Below are 22,764 nucleotides of genomic sequence, written 5' to 3'. Positions count from 1 at the left end.
TCTCCTTATAGTCGGGGCTGTCGCATCAATGATTAGGAAATCATAGGTGCGGCAGCATCTTTTTGCCGTTTTTAAGGCGAAATATTCTCTCCTTTCATTCTGTTTCTACAAGAAGGCGAACTTTAATAAACCTTTTCTGGAAAAAGGTTCGTTTTCAGGATTTACTTTTGACCTGTCAAAATCAGGCGGTTTGTTTGAGTGGAAATAAATGCCGCCCTGTCCTTCCTGCCTGAATCTTATAATGAAGCTTGTTTATGTTATACCCGATCGCCAGCAAGATACTCTGGGCGGTTACATTTGCTTTCCTTCGATATAAATATCGCCTGAATTCCATATACAAAAGTTCTTTTAATTCTATTACTATCTGTTCGTTCTCCATTTTCACCTAATCTCTTTACTCCAGTTTCAGCCTGCTCTTTGTTCTGTGTCTTCTGGGGAAGTACTTTGCCTCCCTTGGCTCCATAGAACAGCTCTGTGAGCGCTTCGGCATTTCACAAAACCTGTTTTACAAATGGCTTAAACTGTGGAACTCTCACAGACGGCGCTGGCTTGGTGTTCTGGATGACTCCGAGACTCAGCATAGTTACATTATAACATGTAACGGAGAGAAAGATGGTTGTCGTTAGCCATCTTTTTTTCTTTTTATGATAAAAATTTGGGGAGGGTGTGACTCGACATGAGTCACACCCTCCCTCTCTTAGAACTGTCTATTTGATATGCTCCCTTCTAGGTAGACAAGTGAAATAATAAAAACTTGTCACTTAGGAGGGAGCATATTTTATGTCTAAAAGAAAAGTATCTGTTGCGGATAAGATATATGCTGTAAATCTATATCTGGATGGAAAAGAAAGTCAACGGCGAATTGCCGATATGTTTGATGTAAGTCTCGCATCTGTCCAACAATGGATTCGAAACTATGAATCTATGGGAGCAAATGCATTCACATTGAAAGGGAATAAAAAATATTCCAAAGAATTGAAACAACAACAAGCAAAGTTATCTCTACTCCCGTTATCAAAGAATTGCCGCGCGCAGAGGTGGGAAAAGGGCTTTAATTGCAGTAGCCCATACCATGTTAATCGCGATCTATCATATACTAAAAGAGAAAGTTCCTTATCATGACCTTGGAGCGGACTACTACTCCGTTATCAATCAAGAAAAGATAATCAATAGGAATATTCGTACATTAGAAAAGTTAGGGGTAAATGTAATGATTCAGCCGAAATGAATCTCTTTAACTGTATAATTAAGAGAAGGAAATAAGCCCGCCAAAAGGCGAGCTTATTTAGAATACTTGTTTATAGGTTATCGCTGAACTACGTTTTCAGGACAGCCCCTCGATTTCATTCTAAGCAGCATTTTTTAAATCAAGGCTTAATTGTCCTGCCTGCTCCCATGTTTTTGTTGGTATTCCGCACGCATTCAACGCTTCTTCATACCGAACTCCATTATTAGTCAAATTCATACAGATCTTATAATGTTTAGGATGCGTTACAAGCATTCTTTGAAAACGGTTTGGTTCAGCCTCTAAGTGTGCGCCAAATCCGCAGAACATACATCCGGTTCTTTGTTCACCAGTCGTATAGTACTGTCCAAATTCATCCTGTAGGATATCCCCATATACCGAACTGATTTCAATATCTTTTTCAACAATGTATCGTAGTACATCAGCCCTCGTCCAAGAACCCAAAGGCTGACTTTTTATAAGAGCTCCACTATATACATTGCATCCTGTTTTCGAATACTGATGTTCTCTTCGAAAACTTTCATCCTGTGTAATTCCAATGTACGGCTTTCTTCCAGTCTCTTTTACATATCTGGTAAAAGGTTCCTTCTTAAGGATATCACAACACTTTGGACTTATATCGCACTGCATGCAAACAAGGAAACGCCATTTTTTAGGCAACATACCAAATTTCCCACGTTCATCCCCATATAAAAGGTAATTACGATAGCGATCACTTAGGTTACCATGACGAAGTTTACTGACTTTGCTTGCCGTTTCCTTTGAAGCAATCGGGAAACCATATTTATCCACAACTTCCGAAAAATAAGCTCGTTTTCCAGACTTCCACCTGGGATAAATCTCCACAAAGTTACCGCTTGCCCTACGTGCGTGCCGTACAATTTCTGGAAATTCCAGTCCTGTGTTAGAAAATACAGCCGGTATCTCATCTCCTAATACCATTCGTATCATATACAGCAGTGCCGTACTATCCAGGCCCCCAGAGTAACTAAGGTACACATCTCCATACCAGTTTTCATACCATTCTTGAATCCGTGTTTCCGCAAGCTTCACTTTCATTTCATAGGGCAGGTATTTCCGCTGACTAAATTGCCACTCATTTAATTTCAATTCATCCTGAAGAATGTACATTTATTCAGCTCCATTAACCTACGGATATTAAAAAAAATATCCGTAGGTTCGTCCTTATGCAGCCAGTGCTACAACACCAGTGCCCTCCTCATAGAAATTAATACAGTAGCAAACTGTATCTGTCTCAAACTTTACATACTCATCATTCTGCTCCAATACTCGCCTAATTTTTCCTGTTGAACGCCATAATCCATTCTGACAATAGTGAGCTTTCTGTCCTTCCTTCAATGGCTGCATCACGGATCCATATAATACTACCGTGGGCTTAAATTTCATTCGTTCTCCTCCTTTCTGAAAATTCTTCAACGAAGCCACCTCCTTTTTGCGCACAAAAAAAGCACAGAACAGACATTCATTTTTCAAATAAATCAATGTCTTTCTATGCTTTTATTTGTACATATGATTGGTTAAATTTTTTCTCCAGGCCATAAGCCTGAACAAAATATCTGTTTCTGAATCCAGAAACAAAAATGATTACATGTTCATAATATCTATATATAGCTATTTTGTCAACTGTATAATACAATATATTGCATTATTATATTTATTGGTTTAATATGGGAACTTCACAACACATATAATCAAACGGTATACAAACTCCTCATATAAATCTTGATCAAATTGACTATTTACGTTTGCGTATTTATATAATAGCGGATTATATAATTCTATTATCTGAACCATCGCGGTATCATCCATCGTTTTTGCTCTATTAAGAAGTTCCCTAAATCCCATATCTATTTTTCTCCTATGATTTTTCTTAGTTTTGTAAGTGTATTGAAATATATGTTTTTAGCTTGTAACTCACTTCTTCCTACCAGTTTCCCAATTTCACGAAAAGTTTTCTTTCCAATACATCGCAATACTAATATTTCAATCTGAAGGGTATTTAAAGCAGAAATAGCAGAATAAAGCGTGGGATCATCAATACTATTTAATACGTCTCTCGCATGAAATTCTTCACCATCTTTGATTTTATAATCAATACAGACATTCTCTAACATGCGTTCTGCTGCCTTATCCTCAATAGAATCAACTTCATCCAAAGATGTCTCTGTTTTGATTATTTTATTCAGCTCTATCAGGTATTCTTTTTTCGCGTTCAATATTGAAACTTTTAAATACGCTCCAAACTTTCTCTTTAGTTCTTTATCCATTTTATTTGGCATTATTGCCCCCCTAATTTGTAATCCTGTAAAACTTCTCCAGTTGGCGGAGCTCTTTGCAATTTGTCATAATAACAACCACTTTTACAATTAACAAAACAGACTACTGAAATAACTTTCCAGTAGTCCGCACAAACCAGGTAATGTTGAGTATCCTTCTGCTTTTTATGAATTTTCTGTTCCTCCTGCCTGATCGATCCATGCCACAATGGAGTTAACCGCAAACATTTACATGGAACCAGGAATTATATTTTCTTTTACATTCTATATATAATACGATTCAAATAATTTTTGGCATCATTTCTTCATAGAATTTTCACAATTTTTGTATAATTAATTTATGCAATTTAACACATTCTTGATTTCTTCCACAACCTAACCAAACACCAAAGATACTATTTTCTTAGAAAATCATCCAGTTCTGAATCATAGGCCTTGACTTCTTCCATTGAAAGAGTATCTACTTTTTCAAATGCCCTATCAATCTGCTCGGAGCTCATATCGTCTTCTTTTTCCTTTTCAATAACATCTGTTAGCTGTTCTTCAGACAACCCTTCTTGAAAAAGGTGTCCACATTCCGGACAGATTCTATACGACTTCCGAATTTCACACTGACACTCCGGACATATTTTCTTATGTGTTTTTTCCATTCCCAGATAAACTGTATATACTGTCAGCAAACTTGTTCCTGCCAGGCAGATTCCTGCTCCCAAATGATATCCCATAATGTTTCCGACAGTCCCTACTGCCTCCAGAAAACAAATGCTCCCCAATATTTTAAGTTCCATCACTTTTTGCACCTCCCTGTCTAATCCTCAGAATTATCAAACAGCTTATAATTCTTCAGCATTAAAGAAACCTCCGCATCATTCGCTTCATACTCTCCATCTATACTTACAAAATGATCCTCCTCATTCTTATCTTCTGGTGCCAAAGGAACTTTTTGTTCCTTTGGCTGATCAGAAAAAACCGGCTTTGGGGCTATCTGTTCAATTGATTTATTTTCGATTGTCCAATAGGCCAGTACTGCTTTAACAATATATCTGGCTTTTTTCCTGCTACCACAGTAATCATTCAAAAACTGGCAGACTTTCCGATGATCTTCATCGGTTTCATCAAAACGGAGATTGAAACGGTACTCATTTTTTTTACTCATTTCCGTTCCTCCTTATTCTCAACCAGATACTGTAAGCGATACCCTTTTGCATTTGCTTTTGTATCATTGATAATATTGTATTCTACACCGAATCGTTTCCATACAATTTGGATGAAATCTGCCAATAAAATAGAACCTCCTCCAAGAAATACTGTCTGTGTCGTATTGAAATCAATTCCAAGCTCACGAAACTTTCCAAGTAATTCTGTCACATATCCGATAGCAACCTCACGTACACGTTCTTTTAACTCTGGTTTATAGCAACCACCTCTTTCCAATATAATATTGTCAATATCCTCTTCATCCAAGAGAATACTGTATTTTTGTCTTATCGCAGCTTTAATACTGTTATATAACCGAATGACACCATTTTCTAATGAATCGACATACTCCATTTCCAGCTGTCCAAATCTTAAAACCATATAATCTACGGTAAAGCCACCAATATCGATTAATAAAATTTTTGGTATTACCGATAACTGTTTCTTCACAGCAAGAAGACAATATGCGGCATATGCCTGTATATAAACTTTTACTTCTTTGAAAACAATTCGGTATGAAATGCCTTTATAGCAAAATTCAACTACTGCCCCATTCCGATAAAAATACTCCCTGAATTTTTTTCGCTGTTTCCCATAATGCGCAGGCGGCAGTCCTACCAGAAGCTCAATCTCCTGTAAATTTTGCGGAAGCAAACCTTCATTTTTTTCGCGGTAAGATAATTCTTTTGCAATGGCAAATAATGTCAGAATATAATACCGATCATCTGCGGTCTTATCTTCCATATACGAGATTCTTCTATTCGTTGTCATATAATATTTTCCTTCGTACTCAATCACCTCTTCCAACTCTCCTGGCAGTGTATCCAAAATTTCCACCCCGGAATTGAACTCACAGTTCTCTGTTTTCATGTGTTTATTACCGGTATCCACTGAAATAATCATATGTATTTCTCCTTTCAAAATCCAAATATAGTATTGCTATACGCCTTTTTTGCGTCCTTGCAATTTCACTATAGAGATTTTGGAAAATCTGTGTCAATAGGATTTTGGAAATAATTATTTTTCTACGTAATCTTCACAAACCAGCTTCAGTACACGTTCACTTTCTCCCTCATAGCCCCATAATATGCTTCCTACAGCTTCAAAAGCCTGTTCACGCCAACGAAAATATGTAGTCCTGTGAACTCTTGCATATTGCGGAAAATGTAGTTCCAGCTTGTCCAGGATTTCATCAATGTTCTCTGGTTTTGTTGACGATAAATAACTGTAATAAAGTACCCAATAATACCGCTCCCCCTGCGGATGGTACCTTCGCATAAGATCAACGGCTTCATCAATTAAACGCAAATATTGGTTTGATCGGTTGATGGCCTCTACACGCTCTTTCTCAGATGCCAAATCTCTTTCCACGTCCATTCCCGCTTGATAAATGCTTTCTAAGAATTCATCCACGTCTGTACCATACTCCATATGGAATCGACGTTTAACCTGATTAATTTTAATTTGCATCTGCCAGTTTACAGCCCGATAAATTTTGAATAATTTAATAACGTCATGATAGGCAGTATTTTCTTCCCCCTTATATTCCTTTGAAATTACTCCTGATCTTCCCCTTGCCACAGCTCTGTCTCATCCTTTCTCTTTTCATTTAATTTTCTAAACGCCTTCTCCATTTCGTCGTCCATTTTTCCAGCTCTAACAAGGCAGCAATACATGAGTATAATTACCACTGCCAGCAGGATCCAGAAAAAAAGCCAAAAATGCCACATTTTTGATTCCTCCGTTTCTAATTTTATGGAGTGGTACTATACTCTCCTATTATAAATAATGGAATTACTTGTCGAAATGTGTAAAAAAATGGAAAAAAAATGCGATTTTTTTAAGATTTTTTTGATTTGAAATAAGAACCACATTGAAATACAATCGCACCAATAATGCATCTTCTCTTTTTCTAAAAACAAAGCCCAATAATATCTGGGCTAAAAATTGTCCCAAACACTAAAATAAGCCCATAAGTTATCAAATAACCCATGGACTTATTCATGTATTTTTATTCATCAAAATTTATAAAAAATATTCATTTACACACCTTTTACATTCTTATTTTGATACCCCATTTTCACACCTCTAGTACTCCATTTTTACTCCATTTTCGTAATAAATAGCGTGAAATTATAATAATTTACGTGAAATGCGCAACTCTCTTAACCCCTGGAAATACTGGAAAAATCAGGTGTTCCGTACAGGTCATACGGGGTGCTCTGGTAGACGTAATAATTTAGCCAATTGGTATACAGGTTGTTGGCATGGGCTCTCCACAGCAGAAGCGGACCGTTTTCGGGGTTGTTGTCGCGGTAGTAGTTTTCAGGCATTTCGATGGGGAGACCTTTGCCAAGATCGCGTTTGTACTCGCCGTCCAGGGTGACACGGTCGTATTCCGGGTGACCCATCACAAAAATCTTGCGGCCGTCTTCTGCCATGGCAAGAAAAAGACCTGCTTCGTCGGATTCTGCAAGGACAGTAAGGTCTTTGCAGGCGTGTACATCTTCAATAGGAACTTCTGTATGGCGGGAATGAGGTGCCAGAAATACATCATCGAACCCTCTGACCAGCGGAATTTTGCGGTTCATTACCTTGTGCCAGAAAAGGCCAAACATTTTCTTATCCAGCTTACGTTTCTTCAGTCCATAGAAATGGTAGAGCGCAGCCTGAGCAGCCCAGCACAGGAAAATGGTAGATGTCACATGGGTCTCTGACCAGTCCATGATCTGGGTAACTTCCTCCCAGTAATCAACCTCTTCAAACTCCATCTGCTCTACCGGTGCTCCTGTAATGATCATTCCATCAAACTTCTTATCTTTCAGTTCAGAAAAAGTCTGATAAAATTTGTTCAGATGACTCCTGGAAGTGTTTTTCGCCTGATGGGACTCCACTGCCATAAAGCTTACGTCAACCTGCAGAGGAGTATTGGAAAGAGAGCGAAGAAGCTGAAGCTCGGTTTCCTCTTTCAGTGGCATTAAATTTAAGATCAGAATATAAATCGGACGGATATCCTGGTGCATAGCACGGTTCTCGTCCATAACAAACAGGTTTTCTTTTTCCAGAATCTCCTTTACCGGGAGATCACTTTGTATTTTAATTGGCATTGCAATTTCCTCCTACTATTATACATACTTTTTGTCATTCCTTTCGCTTCGCTCAAGGCACAAGCAAGTTATGAAAAAGTTACTGTTCACTGGTAACGTTCCGCGAGGTGTTTTTTATAAACAAAGTTCACAGAAAACCCGAAAACCTCGTCGCGAGATCATGGGATTGCATGATTTTTATGCATCGCAAAGGGGATTGCTGTAAACGAAGTAAGCAAAAAACACAGATTACCAAAAGGCATTCTGCAAAATATACCGCAAAGTACAACGTACAGATTACCCAAATTTTCTTTTAAATCCCCGCCAGCTCCAGGAAATCCTCCTCCGACAAAATCGGGATTCCCAGTTCCTGAGCCTTCTTGTTCTTGGAAGAAGCAGATGTTTTATCGTTATTAATCAGATAGTCTGTTTTCTTTGTTACAGAGCCGGTCACCTTACCGCCGCGGGCTTCGATAAATTCCTTTGCCTCAGAACGGTTGGAAAAATGCTCCACACTGCCTGTAATAACAAAGGTTTTCCCTGCAAAAACCTGTTCTGCTGAAGTCTCCTCATGAACCAGATGAAGATGACTGAGCAGATGATCCAGCTTCTGATTATTCTCTGCGCTCTTAAAATAATCAGCCAGACTTCCGGCGATTACCGGACCGATTCCTTCAATCGAGCTGATCTCTTCTTCCTCCGCATGGCGGATTTTCTCTATATCATCGTCAAAATATTTACAGATCACCTTGGCATTTGCAAGACCGATACCTGTAATCCCAAGACTGTAGATCACCTTGGCAAGAGTAGTTTTTTTCGCTTTCTCCAGACTCACCATCAGATTATCAAAGGACTTCTGACCAAATCCTTCCATTTCTACGATCTGATCTTTATATTTTCCAATTTCAAAAATATCACCAAAATTATGAATAAATCCCATTGCAATAAACTTCTCCAGAGTTGCCTCTGAAAGTCCGTCAATATTCATGGCATCACGGCTGGTAAAAAGGCTGAAGGACTTAATCTTCTTGGCAACACAGTCCGGATTCATGCAGTATAATGTCTCCACATCGTTTTCCTTGCGGATACGCGCCTCCCGGCCGCACACCGGACATTTATCCGGAATTACCAGATTGCCGCTTCTTGTAAGATTCTCCGCAATCTGTGGAATGATCATATTGGCTTTATACACCTTAATGGTATCTCCAATTCCAAGCTGCAGTTCCTTCACAATACTGATATTGTGCACGCTTGCACGGCTTACTGTAGTACCTTCCAGCTCCACTGGTTCAAAAATTGCAACCGGATTAATCAGTCCGGTTCTTGACGGACTCCATTCCATATCCACCAGCCTGGTTTCCCGCATTTCATCCGCCCATTTAAAAGCAAAGGAATTTCGCGGAAATTTCGCAGTACTCCCCAGAGACTCCCCATAGGCGATGTCATCGTAGGTCACCACCAGTCCGTCTGACGGAAAATCGTTGTTTACAATTGTCTTTGAAAAATAATCCATGGCTTCATCCAGACTTTCAGAGGTAACCAACTTATACTCCACCACCTCAAAGCCCTGTTTCTTCAGCCAGATAAACTGCTGCTCCCTGGAATTAGAAAAATCCACATCCCGGGCACTTACCAGGGCAAAGGCATAAAAACGCACATTTCGTTTCGCCGTAATCTCGTTATTCAGCTGACGCACGGAACCACTGCAAAGATTCCGCGGGTTCTTATATTTGGCATCTGCATCGCCTATAGTCTCGTTGATCCGCTCAAACTCAGAATAAGTGATAATCGCCTCACCCCGAAGCACCAGCTGACCTTTATAAGGGATGCGAAGAGGAATATTCTTAAACACCCTGGCATTGTTGGTAATAACCTCACCTACAATTCCATTCCCCCTTGTTACTGCTTTCACAAGTTCACCGTTCTCATAAGTAAGAACAATGGTCAGTCCGTCCAGCTTCCAGGATAAAAGGCATTTGTGATTTCCTATAAATCCACGGAGCACTTCCCTGTCTTTTGTCTTATCAAGGGATAGCATGGGGCTTGGATGTTCTTCCTTCGGAAGTTCATTGACTGCCTCGTATCCTACACGGACAGTAGGACTATTTGTGAGTACAGTGCCGGTTTCTTTTTCCAGCTGCTCCAGCTGGTCGTACAGGCTGTCGTACTCCTGATTGCTCATGATTTCCCTGTCTTCCTGGTAATATGCCTTCGCGGCCTGGTCCAGCTTTTCTACCAGTTCTTTCATTCGCTGTAGAGAGTGTTCCATGATGTCCTCCTGTTTTACTGTTATAATTACTGCAAGCAGACTTCCTCTGTGAGACAGACTGCCGTTTTTTTGAAATAGTGCGGGAAGCAGCTGGCTTATTTTGCCTTTTTTCTTCTGGAATTGAAGAAAAGGGAATGCTGTCTCTCCCCTGTTTTTTTGAAAATACAGGTACACTGTCCTGCCTTCTGGCTGCGGGAAGCTGGGAGGAATCTGCAATTCCACGTTCCAGCTTCTTCCACTCCTCCTGGGTGGCTTCTCTGTACCCGCCCTCTTTCAGGCCATCTATTGTCAGTTCCATGATTCGTACGCGCTTCAGACTAAGCACCTGATATCCCAGATATTCACACATTCGGCGGATCTGCCGGTTCAATCCCTGGGTGAGAATAATCCGAAAAGAATTTCTCCCTGTTTTTTCCACAAAACACGGACGGGTAATGGTATCCAGAATAGGAATTCCAGATGACATTTTTTTCACAAAATCACCATCAACTGGTTTATTCACAGTCACCAGATATTCTTTCTCATGGTAGTTTCCCGCACGCATGATCTTATTTACCAGGTCTCCCTGGTTTGTTAAAAGCAAAAGCCCTTCGGATTCCTTATCAAGACGTCCTATGGGATAAATTCGAACCGGATAATTCAGATACTCCGTAACTGTAGTCTCCTGGCGCTGTTTTTTTGTGCTGCACACCACACCTCGGGGCTTGTGAAATAAAAGTAGAACTTTTTCTTCTACTTTTTTCACAGGCTTACCATCCACAAATACAACTGTATCTGCTGTAATCCTTTCTCCCGGTTCTGCCTTATGACCTTCCACAGTCACCCGTCCGTTCTGGATCAGGCTGTCAGCCTCACGTCTTGAACAGAATCCCGCTTCGCTTAAGTATTTGTTGATTCTGATTTTTTCGTCCATTTTTCCATTATATAGTTTTTCCCGGGCATATGCAAGGCAAACCTTGCCCCAAGCTCCAAAAGCTCCAGAACACATAAAAAAAAGCTTTCCCGCAAAGTGTAATGCACATCTTGCAAAAAACCTTCTCCACACACGCTCCAAAGCGAATATTAAGCAGCCAATAGAGAAGATAGAAGCATGCAAAAAAGCCAGGACAATTTCCCCGCCAATACTCTGCAGACACTGTAAATTCTTTCACACTGCCGCAGGCATTACACAGGAAAATCCATCCCGGCTTCCACATTCTTTTCTTATTTTTCCAATAAGAAAAACCTCTTTATTCCGTTTTCAGATCTGAAAACTTCATTTTCACAACACACATAGCTCCCATCATCAGTGCTACACCGATGATCAGGCACAGTGGGCTCTGGATAAAGCCGGCGAAAATGTAAGTTACAAAGGATACCACTGCTGCCACAATGGCATAAGGCAGCTGGGTTGACACATGATTTACATGATCACACTGAGCTCCCGCGGAGGCCATAATAGTCGTATCCGAAATCGGAGAACAATGGTCACCGCAAACAGCACCAGCCATACAGGCAGAGATGGAAATAATCATCAAGTCTCCCGGTGTGTTTTCAAATACATGAACAACAATCGGGATCAGAATACCGAAGGTTCCCCATGAAGTACCAGTAGCAAATGCCAGGAAGCAGGCTACCAGGAATATAATAGCCGGAAGCATATTTACCAGTCCTTCTGCAGAAGACTTCACCATTTCCGCAACAAACTCAGCAGCTCCCAGACTGTCCGTCATACTCTTTAAGGTCCATGCAAAAGTGAGGATCAAGATTGCCGGTACCATGGACTTAAAGCCCTCCGGAATGCATGCCATACAATCGCGGAAGGACAGCACTCTGCGCACCATATAAAGAAGAATGGTAATCACCAGACCGAAAAAGCTTCCAAGCACCAGTCCGACAGAAGCATCACTCTGGGAAAAAGCAGTTACAAAATCTGTACCGCTGAAAAATCCTCCAGTATAGATCATACCGATTACACAGCAGATAACCAAAGAGATGATAGGGATCAGAAGATCCATAACCTTTCCTCTTGGATTCACCGGTCCATCACCTTCGCCAGAAGCATAAGGACGGGCTGCTGTGGTAAACAGATCCCCTTTTAACGCATTGGACTCATGCACACCCATAGCACCAAACTCTTCTTTCATCAAAACCATGGATACCATCATTACAATCGTAAGAAGTGCATAATAGTTATAGGGAATAGCTCTTACAAACACGGACATTCCATCCTCTCCCGGAACAAAACCGCTGACAGCAGCTGCCCAGGATGAGATTGGTGCAATGATACATACCGGCGCAGCTGTGGCATCGATCAGGTATGCCAGCTTCGCGCGTGATACATTGTGCTGATCTGTGATTGGTCTCATAACACTGCCTACCGTCAGACAGTTGAAATAATCATCAATAAAAATCAGCACTCCAAGCAAAATGGTTGCCAGCTCTGCCCCAACTCTTGTCTTGATGTGTTTGCCTGCCCAGCGTCCAAAAGCGGCTGAGCCTCCAGCCCGGTTCATCAGGCAGACCATAGTTCCAAGAATTACCAGGAACACCAGAATACCTACGTTACTGCCGGATGATAACACACTGATCATTCCGCCTGAAAAAATATGGTTAACCGTTCCCTCAAAATTACCGCCAGAGTACAGAAGTGCTCCAACTAAAATTCCAAGAAACAAGGAACTGTAAACCTCTTTTGTGATCAATGCCAGAACGATTGCCACAACTGGCGGTATCAATGACCAGAAAGTAGCGTACACAGCAGGTGTGCCAGCCTCCTCTTCTGCCGCTGCCAGAACAGTCACCGGACATGCCAGGACAAACATCATAACAGCTGCAAAAAGAACAGACAACTTTTTACAATTGTACTTCATTATCGATTTCCTCCCTCTTTTTTCCTGAATACCAGATGACCAGTCACAAACCGGTCAGAGCGTTTTCTTAAAAGCCTCCTCTTCTTTAACGCAAAAAGCCATGAATGCACTCCCATTATGGGGACACATTCATGGCATTTATTCTTCACAGGATCTATACCTTAGATAGCGCTCCACAACAGTGACAGTCTGCCGCATATTCTGCGTCAGCCCAGAACTTCTCTCCTGGCTGAGAAAAAAATCCTTCGGCAGTCTCCCCTTTCATTCCAGCCAGTCTGCCATACGACCCAGAGCCTGTATCTGCGTATGCCCATACTCTGCACACAACCAGTCTCTGCAGCTGAAATTACTGATGAAGCCTGCGCCTCTATCATAACTTCCCGTATTCAGTTTATTCACAAACTAAATGTATCAGCTTTTTCCTGTAAATGCAACCCTTTTATTCACAATATTTGAAAATACCGTACTCATTTACCTGACCGATCAGTAAGAACCCTTTTGTTTCCATATACAGCTGCTTCTTTTTGCTTGGAACAGGGAAAACCAGGTAATTGCATTTCAGTCTTTTTGCATTTTTTACTACCTTTTTGATCACCGGTACTTCTGCCACAAGCTGTTTATGGAGCCATCTTGCAGCTTTTTTTCCAGAGGCTCCTTTACCGCCTCTTCCGTAAGGCATTTTGATAGATGGATCATAAACTCTCACGTAGGAAGCTATTTTGTCATCTGTTGCCAGGTAGATTTCTTCATTTTCTTCCTTCTGCTCATTGATCAGATTGCAGATGCTTACTACCTCATCAGGAATCTTCTGTACATTCTGAACCTTTTTGTAAAAACCATCTCTATTCAGGCCAGTTCCGCAAAAAGCCAGCACTGCCGCAATAAAAATCAGAAGTATGTACTGCCGTGGTCTGGAAGCTCCCGCCTTTTTTACCAGGCAGGTTCCGGCATAAGCTATAAGCGGCACTGCCGGAAGAACCCATAATACTCTCCAGTAAACCGACCGTCCTATACATTTCTGTATAATATAAGCAGTCACCGGACAGAAAAACACAGCAAGAAAAACTACAATATAGCCGGATAAAATTCTGGCTCGTTCTTTTTTTCTTCCGAATACCAGGAAATACAAAAATGCAGCCAGCAGTAAATAGACATAAAATCCGTTTCCCCAGTATTTCTGCCAGGCGTCCAGTGAAGCCAAAAGTGCTCGTTTCATCTCTCCACCTCCTAAAATACCAGAATGTATACCACGCCAAGTATCAGGGATGGCAGACAGCAGACTACACTCTTTAAGAATCTTCTTCCGTCTCTGAATTTCACCAGACTAAGCAGAGCAAATACTCCCATCAGAAGAGGGGCAAGCATGATTCCCATTGAGGAAAACAGACAGCAGGCTCCATTTGCCAGAAAAGCTAGGCTCCATGGATATTCCGGTTTTTCCTGCATAAAAATCTCCATACAGAGCAGAAATAAAAATGGTAAAAATACCCCTGCCAGCACAGCTTTTCCCTGCCAGATCCTGCCCATTGTAAAAATTTCTGAATTGTATACCGAATATCCGCAAAACCACAGGATCACGGCACAAAGGATCATAAAAATCCCCTGTTCTCCAGCCTTTCCCTTGAAGAATATGCGGCTGTACTGAAAAAGCACCACATATGCCAGAAAAACAAATACCGCCGGAAAAACAGTATGTGCCACAATGGCTGGATGAAGTCCTCCGCATAACCGGCTGGTCACAGCAAGAAATGCAGGAAACGGAGAAAGAATGTAACGGCTTGGCAATACATTGTAAGCGGCTCCGGTGTAGGGGTTATATGCATAAAGAGAATCGGTTTCCACCGCGGTAGTGGCTGTTCCTACATAAAAAGCATCATCTTCATCCATATGGGCATAAAGCACCACAACGACAAGCTGGAACAGAATCAGAATTCCTGCCACCACAAGCTCCGGGGAAATTCCATTCTTCTGCAAAAAACTTTTCAAACCGGAAGAATTTCCGATCTGCGGCTTGAAAACATCTGACTCTTCTGCCCTTTTGCTGCAATATGTACCAGCACACTTACCGGTTTCCTTCTGCCTCTTCTTATAAAGACTCCAGACACCCAGAAATGCCAGCACACCAGCCGTCACACCATATGTAGCTGTCAGCAGATGAAGCGGCTGCTTTGTAAAGATCATGATAAGGGAAAGCAGCTCTGTAATGGCAAATAACAGTGTATAACCGGCCAGAAGATATTCACCGCAGGTTCTTTTTTCTCTGCGGAAATAGAATCCCCCTGCCAGGCAGGGAACTACCAGCAGCCAGATCACTGCCAGTATCCCCTTAAAAATAAATCCCATATATTATTTCTCCAGTTCTTTTTTCAGAATTCCCATGGCAATCTTCTCCGATGTGATCGGCAGCTCTCTTATCCGGACACCGGAAGCATTGTAAACCGCATCTGCAATTGCAGGACAAGGGGTATCGATTACCAGCTCACCGATGGACTTGGCACCAAAAGGACCGCTCTTTTCATAGCTGCTCTCAAACTCAACCCGGATATTTCCAATATCCTCACGGCTTGGGATCTTGTACTGCATGAAAGAATTCTCACGAATCTTACCTTCTTTGGAATACTGCACATTCTCCATAAGTGCCATACCGATTCCCTGGGCAACTCCTCCCTCAGTCTGCACACGGGCAAGATTGGGATTAATAGGAGTTCCGCAGTCTACAACTGCCACATAATCGATCAGGTCAATATTTCCTGTCTCTTTGTCTACTTCCACCTCTGCTGCCCCAACCATATAAGGCGGCGGAGAAATCTGGGAAGAATAGGAGGCAGTCACCTGCATTTCCAGGGTATTTCCGCAGGTTCCCTTATAAGCAATCTCCTGAAGACTGACCTCTTTTTCCCCTGCGTAGACTTTCTTTCCATCAAAGTCTGCTTCCTCAGGACTTACACCCAGCATTTCAGCACCCAGCCGGATAATCCTCTTTTTCAGCTCATTGCAGGCGTTAATAACTGCATTGCCTGTAGCGTAAGTAGTGGCAGATGCATAAGAACCGGAGTCATATGGAGAAACATCCGTATCCACACCAAATGCAACAATATTCTCAAATTCTGTTTCCAGACAGTCGGCTGCCATCTGAGAAAGAATGGTATCACAGCCCGTACCCATATCTGCACATCCAAGGGAAAGTGTATAGGATGCGTCCTCATTCAGCTTCAGGGTTGCGCCTCCCACGTCTACATTGGCAATAGAGGAGCCCTGCATCGCCATGGCAAGACCTACGCCACGGACTTTTCCATTTCCCATATCACGGCATGGATATTTCTCATCCCAGCCGATCATCTCCTTGGCCCGGGCAAGGCAGCGATCCATCGTACAGCTTGCTGTATGAGTCAGGTTTCCATCATAGTCATACATTGGCTCGCCTTCAATTGGCATATTCAACTCACGGATCCTTGCAGGATCCATATTCATCTTATGGGCCAGCTCATTAACAGCGGATTCCACTGCATAAATTCCCTGTGTGGCACCATATCCACGATATGCACCGGATGCCTGCACGTTGGTGTAAACAACCTCATAGTCAAAAGCATAGGCTTCCAGATTCCGGTACAGGGCAATTGCCTTATGACCTGTAAGTCCGATGGTTGTAGGACTGTGATCTCCGTATGCACCAGCATTGGAAAGCGCCTCTACTTTAATTCCTTTTACGATTCCGTTCTCATCTGCACCAACTTTTACGTGTACTTCCATCTCATGACGGGGAGAAGCGCAGATTAAAGATTCATAACGGCTGTAAACGATTTTGGATGGACGTCCTGTCATCCAGGTAACAATTGCCGGATAAATTTCACAGACCTCTGTCTGCTTGGCTCCAAAGCCGCCGCCAATACGAGGCTTGATCACGCGGATCCTGGAGGATGGGATTCCAAGGGCATTTCCAAGGATTCGGCGAAGGTGGAACGGTACCTGTGTGGAGGAAACCACATTCAGCCTGCCGAAATAATCCTTGGTACAATATGTGCGGAAGGTCTCCATCATACACTGCTGATCAGCCTTTGTGTGATAAACTTCATCTACTGTATATTTGCATTCTGACAAAACCTTGTCAATATCTCCCATTTCCTCATGGCCTTTTGCTGCAAGGTTCCGCTTGTTATCTGCACCAACCGGGAACTTGGATTCCCAGTCCTCTTCCGGGTGGACCAGAACCGGATTATCCTTAGCTGTATGCATATCAAGAACCGGTGTTTCCACGCGGTATTTCACTTTAATGCGCTTCATGGCAAGGTCTACAGCTGCTTCTGTTTCTCCTGCCACAATTGCCACTGCATCCCCTACGAAACGAAGATGCTGATCCAGGATCATTCTGTCATAAGGACTGAACTCCGGATAGGTCTGTCCGGCAGAGGCGAAACGTCTCTTTGGAACATCTTTCCAGGTAAGGATCAGTGCCATTCCTTCTACCTTCATGGCTGTGTCCGTCTTGATCTCTTCCACCCAGGCATTGGCATAGGGACTCCTTAAGATCTTGATGATCAGGCAGTCCTTTGGTGCCAGGTCGTCTGTGTAGACTGGCTTTCCGGTCACCAGAGCCATGGCATCCTTTTTCTGCAAAGACTTATTTACATAGCTCATGCCTGCACCTCCTTCTCCTGGATATTTCCGTTTTTCTTATATTCCAGATATTTCAGGATACTTCTGGTCTGTCCAACAAAACCGGAGCAGCGGCAAAGATTGCCTGCCAGATATTCCTTAATCTCTTCTTCGGTTGGATTTTCCAGTTCTTTTGTCATCGCAAGTACATTCATGATAAATCCCGGATTACAGAATCCGCACTGCTCTGCGCCTTCATTGGCAAGAAAAGTTCCAAATTCTTCAGCTTCTGCCTGAAGTCCCTCCATGGTGGTGACCTTTTTGCCGTCAATACGGGCGGCAAGGACACTGCAGGACAGCATTGGCTTGTCATTTACCAAAACGGTGCAAAGACCGCAGTTTGCAGTTTCACAGCCTCTTTTTACACTGTAGCAGCCAAGGCTTCGAAGAAACTCCAGAAGCATGGTGTCAGGACTGATTTCCGCTTCCTTTTTGGCTCCATTCAGCCAGAAATTAATTTTCATCTGTCATACCTCCCACTGCTTCTAATGCTCTTCTTGTGAGAACCTTCACAAGAAGGGTTCTGTACTCTGCGCTGCCTCGCATGTTTCCAAAGGTAGGAACCTTCCGTGCTGCATAGTCTGCAAATTTCTGAACCGCTGTCTTCTTCTCTTCCGAAGACATGGTTTCCATGCCTGCAAGGAGACCTTCTTCGTCTTCCAGAAGAAATGCCTTCGCCGGACGGGCACCGTAAACCGCTCTCACGCCATTCTCAGACAGCCTGATACAGCATGCCAGTACCGGGAAATCGGTCTTGGTATTACGATGGCTTAAATAGGCAACCTTCAACGGAGTTTTCTTTATGATAATGCGTACCAGAATATCTCTGTCTTTTGGCATTTTCACAAAATCAGAAAGACAGACTCTGCCGCCTTTAAAAAGTTCCACCTCTGTATCAAGTGCCAGAAGCATGGTGAGTACATCAGAAAAGCCGAAGCGTCCCCAGATACTTCCGCCTACAGTGGCGCAGTTGCGGAACTGTACGCCTACAATATGGCGCAGGCTTTCTCTTATGGCACCTTTCGTATATGTATGAAGTCCCTGATGAAGTTCCAGGTCCCGCAATGGGGTCATACAGCCAATCACAAATTCACTTTCTGTTTCTGTGATGGTATCCAGACCAAGCCCGGAAAGATCAATGGCTGTGGTTACAACACGGTTACCCATTTTCAGCCACACCATGCCACCAAGCACACAGGCAGTCCGCTTCTGGTTCAGCTCATAAGCCTGTTCCAGAGATTCTGCTTTCACATAATTTTTTATTTTGAGCATGTTCAATTCCTTTCTCATATTGTATCACTGTTCATCGTTTTCCAAATACGCTTTTCCAGAGCGTGTTTGAAAAAGGCTTTCTGCAATCTGTACATGCAGTGAACAGCAATCGTATTGCTATTTTTAGTATAACAAGAAAGGGTTCAAATTTCCAGCGAAATGACATATTCAGAATATTTTTTTGTTTTGATTTTATGCAAATTATATAGATATTTTCATACAATTATGTTATAATGCGAAAAAGAACAGAAAATAGTTTTCATAAACTATTTTATAACAAAATTATTTACAAATCCACCACAAAAGGAGGCGCCGTTTATGAGTAACCGTGTTATAACAATCAATCGTATGTTTGGAAGTAATGGACGTATTATTGGAAAGGCTCTTGCGGAGGAACTGGGATTTAAGTTCTATGATAAGGAGCTGATCGAAATGGCCAGCAGGGAGAAGAATATTCCTTTTGATGAGTTTGCCAGAGTAGATGAGAGAAAAGCCAGCCAGTGGCTGTATCCGGTGGATTACGAGCTGCAGATGAATCCGGAATACCATTTTGTTCCCATGAATGATGTGCTTTACGATCTGCAGAAGAAGATCATTTTGGAGGCAGCCGAAAAAGAGAATTGCGTGATCGTTGGGCGATGTGGCAATTATATCTTACAGGATAATAAGGATAAGCATCTGAGTCTGTTTATCTATGCTCCGTTTGAGGACCGTGTGAAGACGGTGATTGCACGTACCGGCCGGGAGGAAAAGAGTGTAAGGAAGCTGGTGAAACGTACGGATAAGGAACGCCGGGCTTATTATGAGTATTTTACGGATACTAACTGGCTGGATATGTTGCAGTATGATCTGTGTATTAACAGCAGCAGGGTGACGAAGGAAGAGATTGTGGAGATGGTGAAGAAGTTGATCTAAAGTGTATAGAAAGACAGCCCCGTTTTTGGCGGGGCTGTGATTTTTTGCTATTTAGTTGATTAAAAGTTCTTCAATGCGGACGCATTTGGACAATGTGTATTACTCACTCGCCGGCGCAACGCTCCAGCGAGTGAGCAATCACCATTGTCCGAATGCGTCCGCCTTGAATAACTTTCAACCAATTAAATAAATTTTCAGGAACTCATAAATCTCTTCTTCAGTTGGCGGACATCCTTCCAGGTGGTGGGTGAAGTGGCGGGTGCAGTGGCCGATTCCCAGGATGCCTTCCTGGTTTCGGTAGCCTTGACCGATGGAAATTCGGGTGGTCAGGTTTGAAAGGAGGCCTTCTTGCTTCAGGCGGTCAAGGGCAGGGATCAGGTTGCCGTAGCAGGCGCTGCAGGATTCTACTTCTTCTACAGCGTCGACAAGCTCTACCACTTTCCGTGACTTGGGAATGGGGGCACCGGGGTTGCCATCGAGGGCACGGATTTCTACCTGGCGGATGTCGGCGCAGCCAACACCAAGGGTGGCAGCCTTTGTGATGTAGGGAACCTCTTCTACCTGGTAGTACATCATGTCGCAGACATAGGCATCCATAAGAACCGGATCCACAGCTGCCAGAACGCGGTTCATCTCTACGGGGTTGCCGCCATCCTCGAAATCCAGGTCTCCGCAAATATTGTCTACCACGATGAAATCCTGGTGGATAGCAAGGCCCAGGTGAGCGATGGGGTCATGGAGACCTAATGCGTGAAAACGGCGCTTCTCAGAATTAGGGAGAAGACCTTTCATGTTCTTCAATGCACAGGTGATTTTGGTCTGACAGTGACCTTTTAGTACCGGAACATTAATAAGGAAGTCCAGGTCAAGGACACTTTTACAGATGTTTAAGATCATATCGCCACATTGTACAGGCACTCCCTTTTCCTTTTGCATGTCAAGGAACGGAACGTTATATTTTTCACAGAGGGACTTGAAACCACAGACTTCGTAGGATTCGGAGGTCTTATCTCCTACCCAGGAACCTTCCATGATCACCAGATTGGAAAACCCTTTTTCCTGAAGATATTCTACGATTCCGGCGACTACCTCTGGGTGAGTGGTGCCGCCCCAGTAGGCTTCCATGGGGGCGACCAGGTTTGGCTTGATGCCGATCCGCATATTGTACAAACCAAATTCTGAATTCTGTTTTTCCACAGAATCCGAAGAATAAAAACAGTCCACTTCTGCTTCAGAGTTGTCAATAAGACTGCTCTTTGTTTCAAACTTCGCTTCTGTTATAATCTTCTCACTATTCTGCTGTAAACCTGCCCCGGAATTTTCTGAAAGCACCTTCAATCCGCATTTCTCAAACTTCTTCTCTATCTCCCCTGCCAGATTGCACGCCTCCAGCAGTTCTTTCGTCATCTCCTTATATTCAGTTCCGCATTTTATAAAAATCTGATTCTTCTTCATTTCCGGATCAGTACTCCTTTTTCTCCATAATCTTTATGGATATTGTACAGGAAATCAGAAGCATTAGCAACATAAGAACAAATAGCATCGCCAGACAGACTGGGATTCCAAGGTTCCAAATGCGCAGGCCCAGATTTTTCAGACCTGAAAAATCCACTTTCATTTTCTGGCATAGTTCTACGCCAATCCATCCTACAGCCATGATGCCAAATACAAGAACAAGTAGCACCAGCCTTCCTGTAGAGCTTCCATATTTCAACTGTACCGGAAACACAACCGCATTTGCGAAAACAGCAAGAAAAAGACCGGCAGCTGCAGAAGCGATCAGTTCTTCCCAGGACACCATACGATATCCGGAAGCATTTACACCAATTGCAATTGCAACAGCAACAGCCCACAATACCGTGACCATCCCTGCACCCAGCAGATACTTCTCCTTCACATATTCTTTCCTGCTGATAGGAAAAGTAAAAATATAAGGCATACCATTATCCATATCATCACTTGCTATGGTATTCAGTGCCATAACAGCAGCCAGAACAGACACATAACTGATTAGAAAAGAAGGACCTGCGGAAGTACTAAGGAAACAGAAAATGGCTATAATATATACGCCAATGAACGTTTTCATGTTTCCCCTCATAATTTCCATGTCTTTTACAAACATACCTTTCATAATACTTCCCCCTTGATCATCATAGTAATAACCTTGTCCACAGACCCACGTTCTATTGCAAGCTGCGGGTAGTTCTCCGCATAAAATGCACGCTCATCTGTGAGACAGCTGTAGCCGTATTGCTCCTTCTTCACCTTGAGAATATGCTGCTTATCAAGCAATTCATATTGCTTCTCGTCAGCCTTGATAAGACCATATTCATCCAGCAGCACATCTGTATTCTCATGAAGCACGATCCGTCCCTTATCAATCATATAGATATCATCACACAGGCTCTCCAGATCTGAGGAAATGTGGGAGCTGATCAGAATACTTCTTCCTTCCGTCTCCATATATTCCCGAAGGAGTTCCAGAATACTGTCCCTGGCAATCACGTCCAGACCGGCTGTAGGCTCATCCAGAACAAGAAGTCTGGCATCAAAGCTGGTGGCTGTCAGCACTTTTAACTTTGCTTTCATTCCTGTGGAAAACTCTTTTAGTTTCTTATCCAGGGGGATGGAAAACAGGCTGCACCGCTTCTCAAACATCTCCCGGTCAAATTTCTCATAAGTCTCTGTCAGAATATGCACAATCTGTTTCACTGTCAGACAATTGGAAAAACCGCTGTCAGAAAGTGTCGCGCCTATATCCGCTTTCTCTTTTTGGGAAATCTGCTCCATATCCTTATTAAACAGACGAATCTCTCCTGCATCAGGATGAACCAGCCCCAGAATAACCTTAAAGGTAGTAGACTTCCCTGCTCCATTGGCTCCGATCAGACCGGTGATCTGTCCTTCTTCTATTTCCATACTTACATCCAGGGAAAATCCAGGATAATTCTTCTGCAAATTCTTCAAACTCAGCAGC

At 42.7% G+C, this 22,764-nt stretch carries 22 protein-coding genes, 1 pseudogene and 1 riboswitch; of the genes and pseudogenes, 2 read left to right on the top strand and 21 right to left on the bottom strand.

Annotated elements, in window-relative coordinates:
* The first annotated feature begins 780 nt into the window (after window positions 1-780).
* Window positions 781-1,122 (top strand): helix-turn-helix domain-containing protein, encoded by a 342-nt coding sequence (locus ACESTK_RS09090; RefSeq protein WP_204454564.1) that lies wholly within the window; start codon window positions 781-783, stop codon window positions 1,120-1,122.
* A gap of 226 nt (window positions 1,123-1,348) precedes the next feature.
* Here ACESTK_RS09090 and ACESTK_RS09085 read toward each other — a convergent pair whose 3' ends face one another.
* From ACESTK_RS09085 to ACESTK_RS09000, 18 genes and pseudogenes are all read right to left on the bottom strand, one after another.
* Window positions 1,349-2,377: a phosphoadenosine phosphosulfate reductase family protein gene (locus ACESTK_RS09085; RefSeq protein ID WP_118584051.1), complete on the bottom strand. Its 1,029-nt coding sequence runs from the start codon at window positions 2,375-2,377 to the stop codon at window positions 1,349-1,351.
* Between the two features lie 54 nt (window positions 2,378-2,431).
* On the bottom strand, window positions 2,432-2,653 hold the full coding sequence (locus ACESTK_RS09080) for a hypothetical protein (protein ID WP_118584052.1): 222 nt from the start codon (window positions 2,651-2,653) through the stop codon (window positions 2,432-2,434).
* Window positions 2,654-2,929: 276 nt separating this feature from the next.
* Window positions 2,930-3,112, bottom strand: a complete 183-nt coding sequence (locus ACESTK_RS09075) for a helix-turn-helix domain-containing protein (RefSeq protein WP_118584050.1) — start codon at window positions 3,110-3,112, stop codon at window positions 2,930-2,932.
* Window positions 3,113-3,114: 2 nt separating this feature from the next.
* Window positions 3,115-3,546: a sigma factor-like helix-turn-helix DNA-binding protein gene (locus ACESTK_RS09070; protein WP_118584049.1), complete on the bottom strand. Its 432-nt coding sequence runs from the start codon at window positions 3,544-3,546 to the stop codon at window positions 3,115-3,117.
* 392 nt (window positions 3,547-3,938) lie between these two features.
* Complete coding sequence (locus ACESTK_RS09065; RefSeq protein WP_187564854.1) at window positions 3,939-4,331, bottom strand: hypothetical protein; 393 nt, start codon at window positions 4,329-4,331, stop codon at window positions 3,939-3,941.
* A 20-nt stretch (window positions 4,332-4,351) separates the two neighbouring features.
* Window positions 4,352-4,699 (bottom strand): hypothetical protein, encoded by a 348-nt coding sequence (locus ACESTK_RS09060; RefSeq protein WP_118584047.1) that lies wholly within the window; start codon window positions 4,697-4,699, stop codon window positions 4,352-4,354.
* A complete protein-coding gene (locus tag ACESTK_RS09055; protein ID WP_118584046.1) occupies window positions 4,696-5,643 on the bottom strand; it encodes a ParM/StbA family protein in 948 nt (315 codons plus the stop codon). Before ACESTK_RS09055 ends, ACESTK_RS09060 begins: the two co-directional genes overlap by 4 nt.
* A 114-nt stretch (window positions 5,644-5,757) precedes the next feature.
* Window positions 5,758-6,321: a hypothetical protein gene (locus ACESTK_RS09050; RefSeq protein WP_118584045.1), complete on the bottom strand. Its 564-nt coding sequence runs from the start codon at window positions 6,319-6,321 to the stop codon at window positions 5,758-5,760.
* Window positions 6,297-6,470: a hypothetical protein gene (locus ACESTK_RS09045; RefSeq protein ID WP_173719018.1), complete on the bottom strand. Its 174-nt coding sequence runs from the start codon at window positions 6,468-6,470 to the stop codon at window positions 6,297-6,299. Before ACESTK_RS09045 ends, ACESTK_RS09050 begins: the two co-directional genes overlap by 25 nt.
* A 435-nt stretch (window positions 6,471-6,905) precedes the next feature.
* On the bottom strand, window positions 6,906-7,847 hold the full coding sequence (gene metA, locus ACESTK_RS09040; protein WP_173716862.1) for a homoserine O-succinyltransferase: 942 nt from the start codon (window positions 7,845-7,847) through the stop codon (window positions 6,906-6,908).
* A gap of 292 nt (window positions 7,848-8,139) precedes the next feature.
* A complete protein-coding gene (ligA, locus tag ACESTK_RS09035; protein WP_373119564.1) occupies window positions 8,140-10,095 on the bottom strand; it encodes an NAD-dependent DNA ligase LigA in 1,956 nt (651 codons plus the stop codon).
* A gap of 259 nt (window positions 10,096-10,354) precedes the next feature.
* Window positions 10,355-11,008 (bottom strand): annotated as a pseudogene (locus ACESTK_RS09030) (pseudouridine synthase); the annotation flags it as partial.
* Window positions 11,009-11,324: 316 nt separating this feature from the next.
* Window positions 11,325-12,947: a Na+/H+ antiporter NhaC family protein gene (locus ACESTK_RS09025; protein WP_187565602.1), complete on the bottom strand. Its 1,623-nt coding sequence runs from the start codon at window positions 12,945-12,947 to the stop codon at window positions 11,325-11,327.
* Between the two features lie 158 nt (window positions 12,948-13,105).
* Window positions 13,106-13,325, bottom strand: a riboswitch (Lysine riboswitch).
* A 61-nt stretch (window positions 13,326-13,386) separates the two neighbouring features.
* Window positions 13,387-14,163, bottom strand: a complete 777-nt coding sequence (locus ACESTK_RS09020) for a hypothetical protein (protein WP_373119562.1) — start codon at window positions 14,161-14,163, stop codon at window positions 13,387-13,389.
* A gap of 11 nt (window positions 14,164-14,174) precedes the next feature.
* Window positions 14,175-15,290, bottom strand: a complete 1,116-nt coding sequence (locus ACESTK_RS09015) for a DUF6077 domain-containing protein (RefSeq protein ID WP_373119561.1) — start codon at window positions 15,288-15,290, stop codon at window positions 14,175-14,177.
* A gap of 3 nt (window positions 15,291-15,293) precedes the next feature.
* Window positions 15,294-17,582 (bottom strand): xanthine dehydrogenase family protein molybdopterin-binding subunit, encoded by a 2,289-nt coding sequence (locus ACESTK_RS09010; RefSeq protein ID WP_373119560.1) that lies wholly within the window; start codon window positions 17,580-17,582, stop codon window positions 15,294-15,296.
* Window positions 17,579-18,064 (bottom strand): (2Fe-2S)-binding protein, encoded by a 486-nt coding sequence (locus ACESTK_RS09005; protein ID WP_118584038.1) that lies wholly within the window; start codon window positions 18,062-18,064, stop codon window positions 17,579-17,581. The genes ACESTK_RS09010 and ACESTK_RS09005 overlap by 4 nt, the downstream gene beginning before the upstream one ends.
* A complete protein-coding gene (locus ACESTK_RS09000) occupies window positions 18,054-18,872 on the bottom strand; it encodes a xanthine dehydrogenase family protein subunit M (protein WP_173719042.1) in 819 nt (272 codons plus the stop codon). The genes ACESTK_RS09005 and ACESTK_RS09000 overlap by 11 nt, the downstream gene beginning before the upstream one ends.
* 318 nt (window positions 18,873-19,190) lie before the next feature.
* Between ACESTK_RS09000 and ACESTK_RS08995 the strand changes: the two genes are divergently transcribed.
* Window positions 19,191-19,787 carry an AAA family ATPase gene (locus ACESTK_RS08995; RefSeq protein WP_173719024.1) on the top strand — a complete coding sequence of 199 codons (597 nt, stop codon included), beginning with the start codon at window positions 19,191-19,193 and terminating at the stop codon, window positions 19,785-19,787.
* Between the two features lie 174 nt (window positions 19,788-19,961).
* On the opposite strand, the gene ACESTK_RS08990 is transcribed toward ACESTK_RS08995, so the two are convergent.
* The 3 genes from ACESTK_RS08990 to ACESTK_RS08980 are packed head-to-tail and all read right to left on the bottom strand — an operon-like array spanning window position 19,962 to window position 22,763.
* Window positions 19,962-21,242, bottom strand: coding sequence for a DUF362 domain-containing protein (locus tag ACESTK_RS08990; RefSeq protein WP_373119559.1), 1,281 nt, complete (start codon window positions 21,240-21,242; stop codon window positions 19,962-19,964).
* 7 nt (window positions 21,243-21,249) lie between these two features.
* The gene (locus ACESTK_RS08985; RefSeq protein WP_118578594.1) at window positions 21,250-21,918 is read right to left on the bottom strand and encodes an ABC-2 transporter permease; all 669 of its coding nucleotides are present in this window, start codon (window positions 21,916-21,918) and stop codon (window positions 21,250-21,252) included.
* Window positions 21,915-22,763, bottom strand: coding sequence for an ATP-binding cassette domain-containing protein (locus ACESTK_RS08980; RefSeq protein WP_373119574.1), 849 nt, complete (start codon window positions 22,761-22,763; stop codon window positions 21,915-21,917). The genes ACESTK_RS08985 and ACESTK_RS08980 overlap by 4 nt, the downstream gene beginning before the upstream one ends.
* Between the last annotated feature and the right edge of the window lies 1 nt (window position 22,764).

The sequence above is a fragment of the Ruminococcus sp. Marseille-P328 genome (assembly GCF_964249465.1).
GTDB lineage: Bacteria > Bacillota > Clostridia > Lachnospirales > Lachnospiraceae > Blautia_A > Blautia_A faecis.
This window is presented reverse-complemented; position numbering and strand designations above follow the sequence as displayed.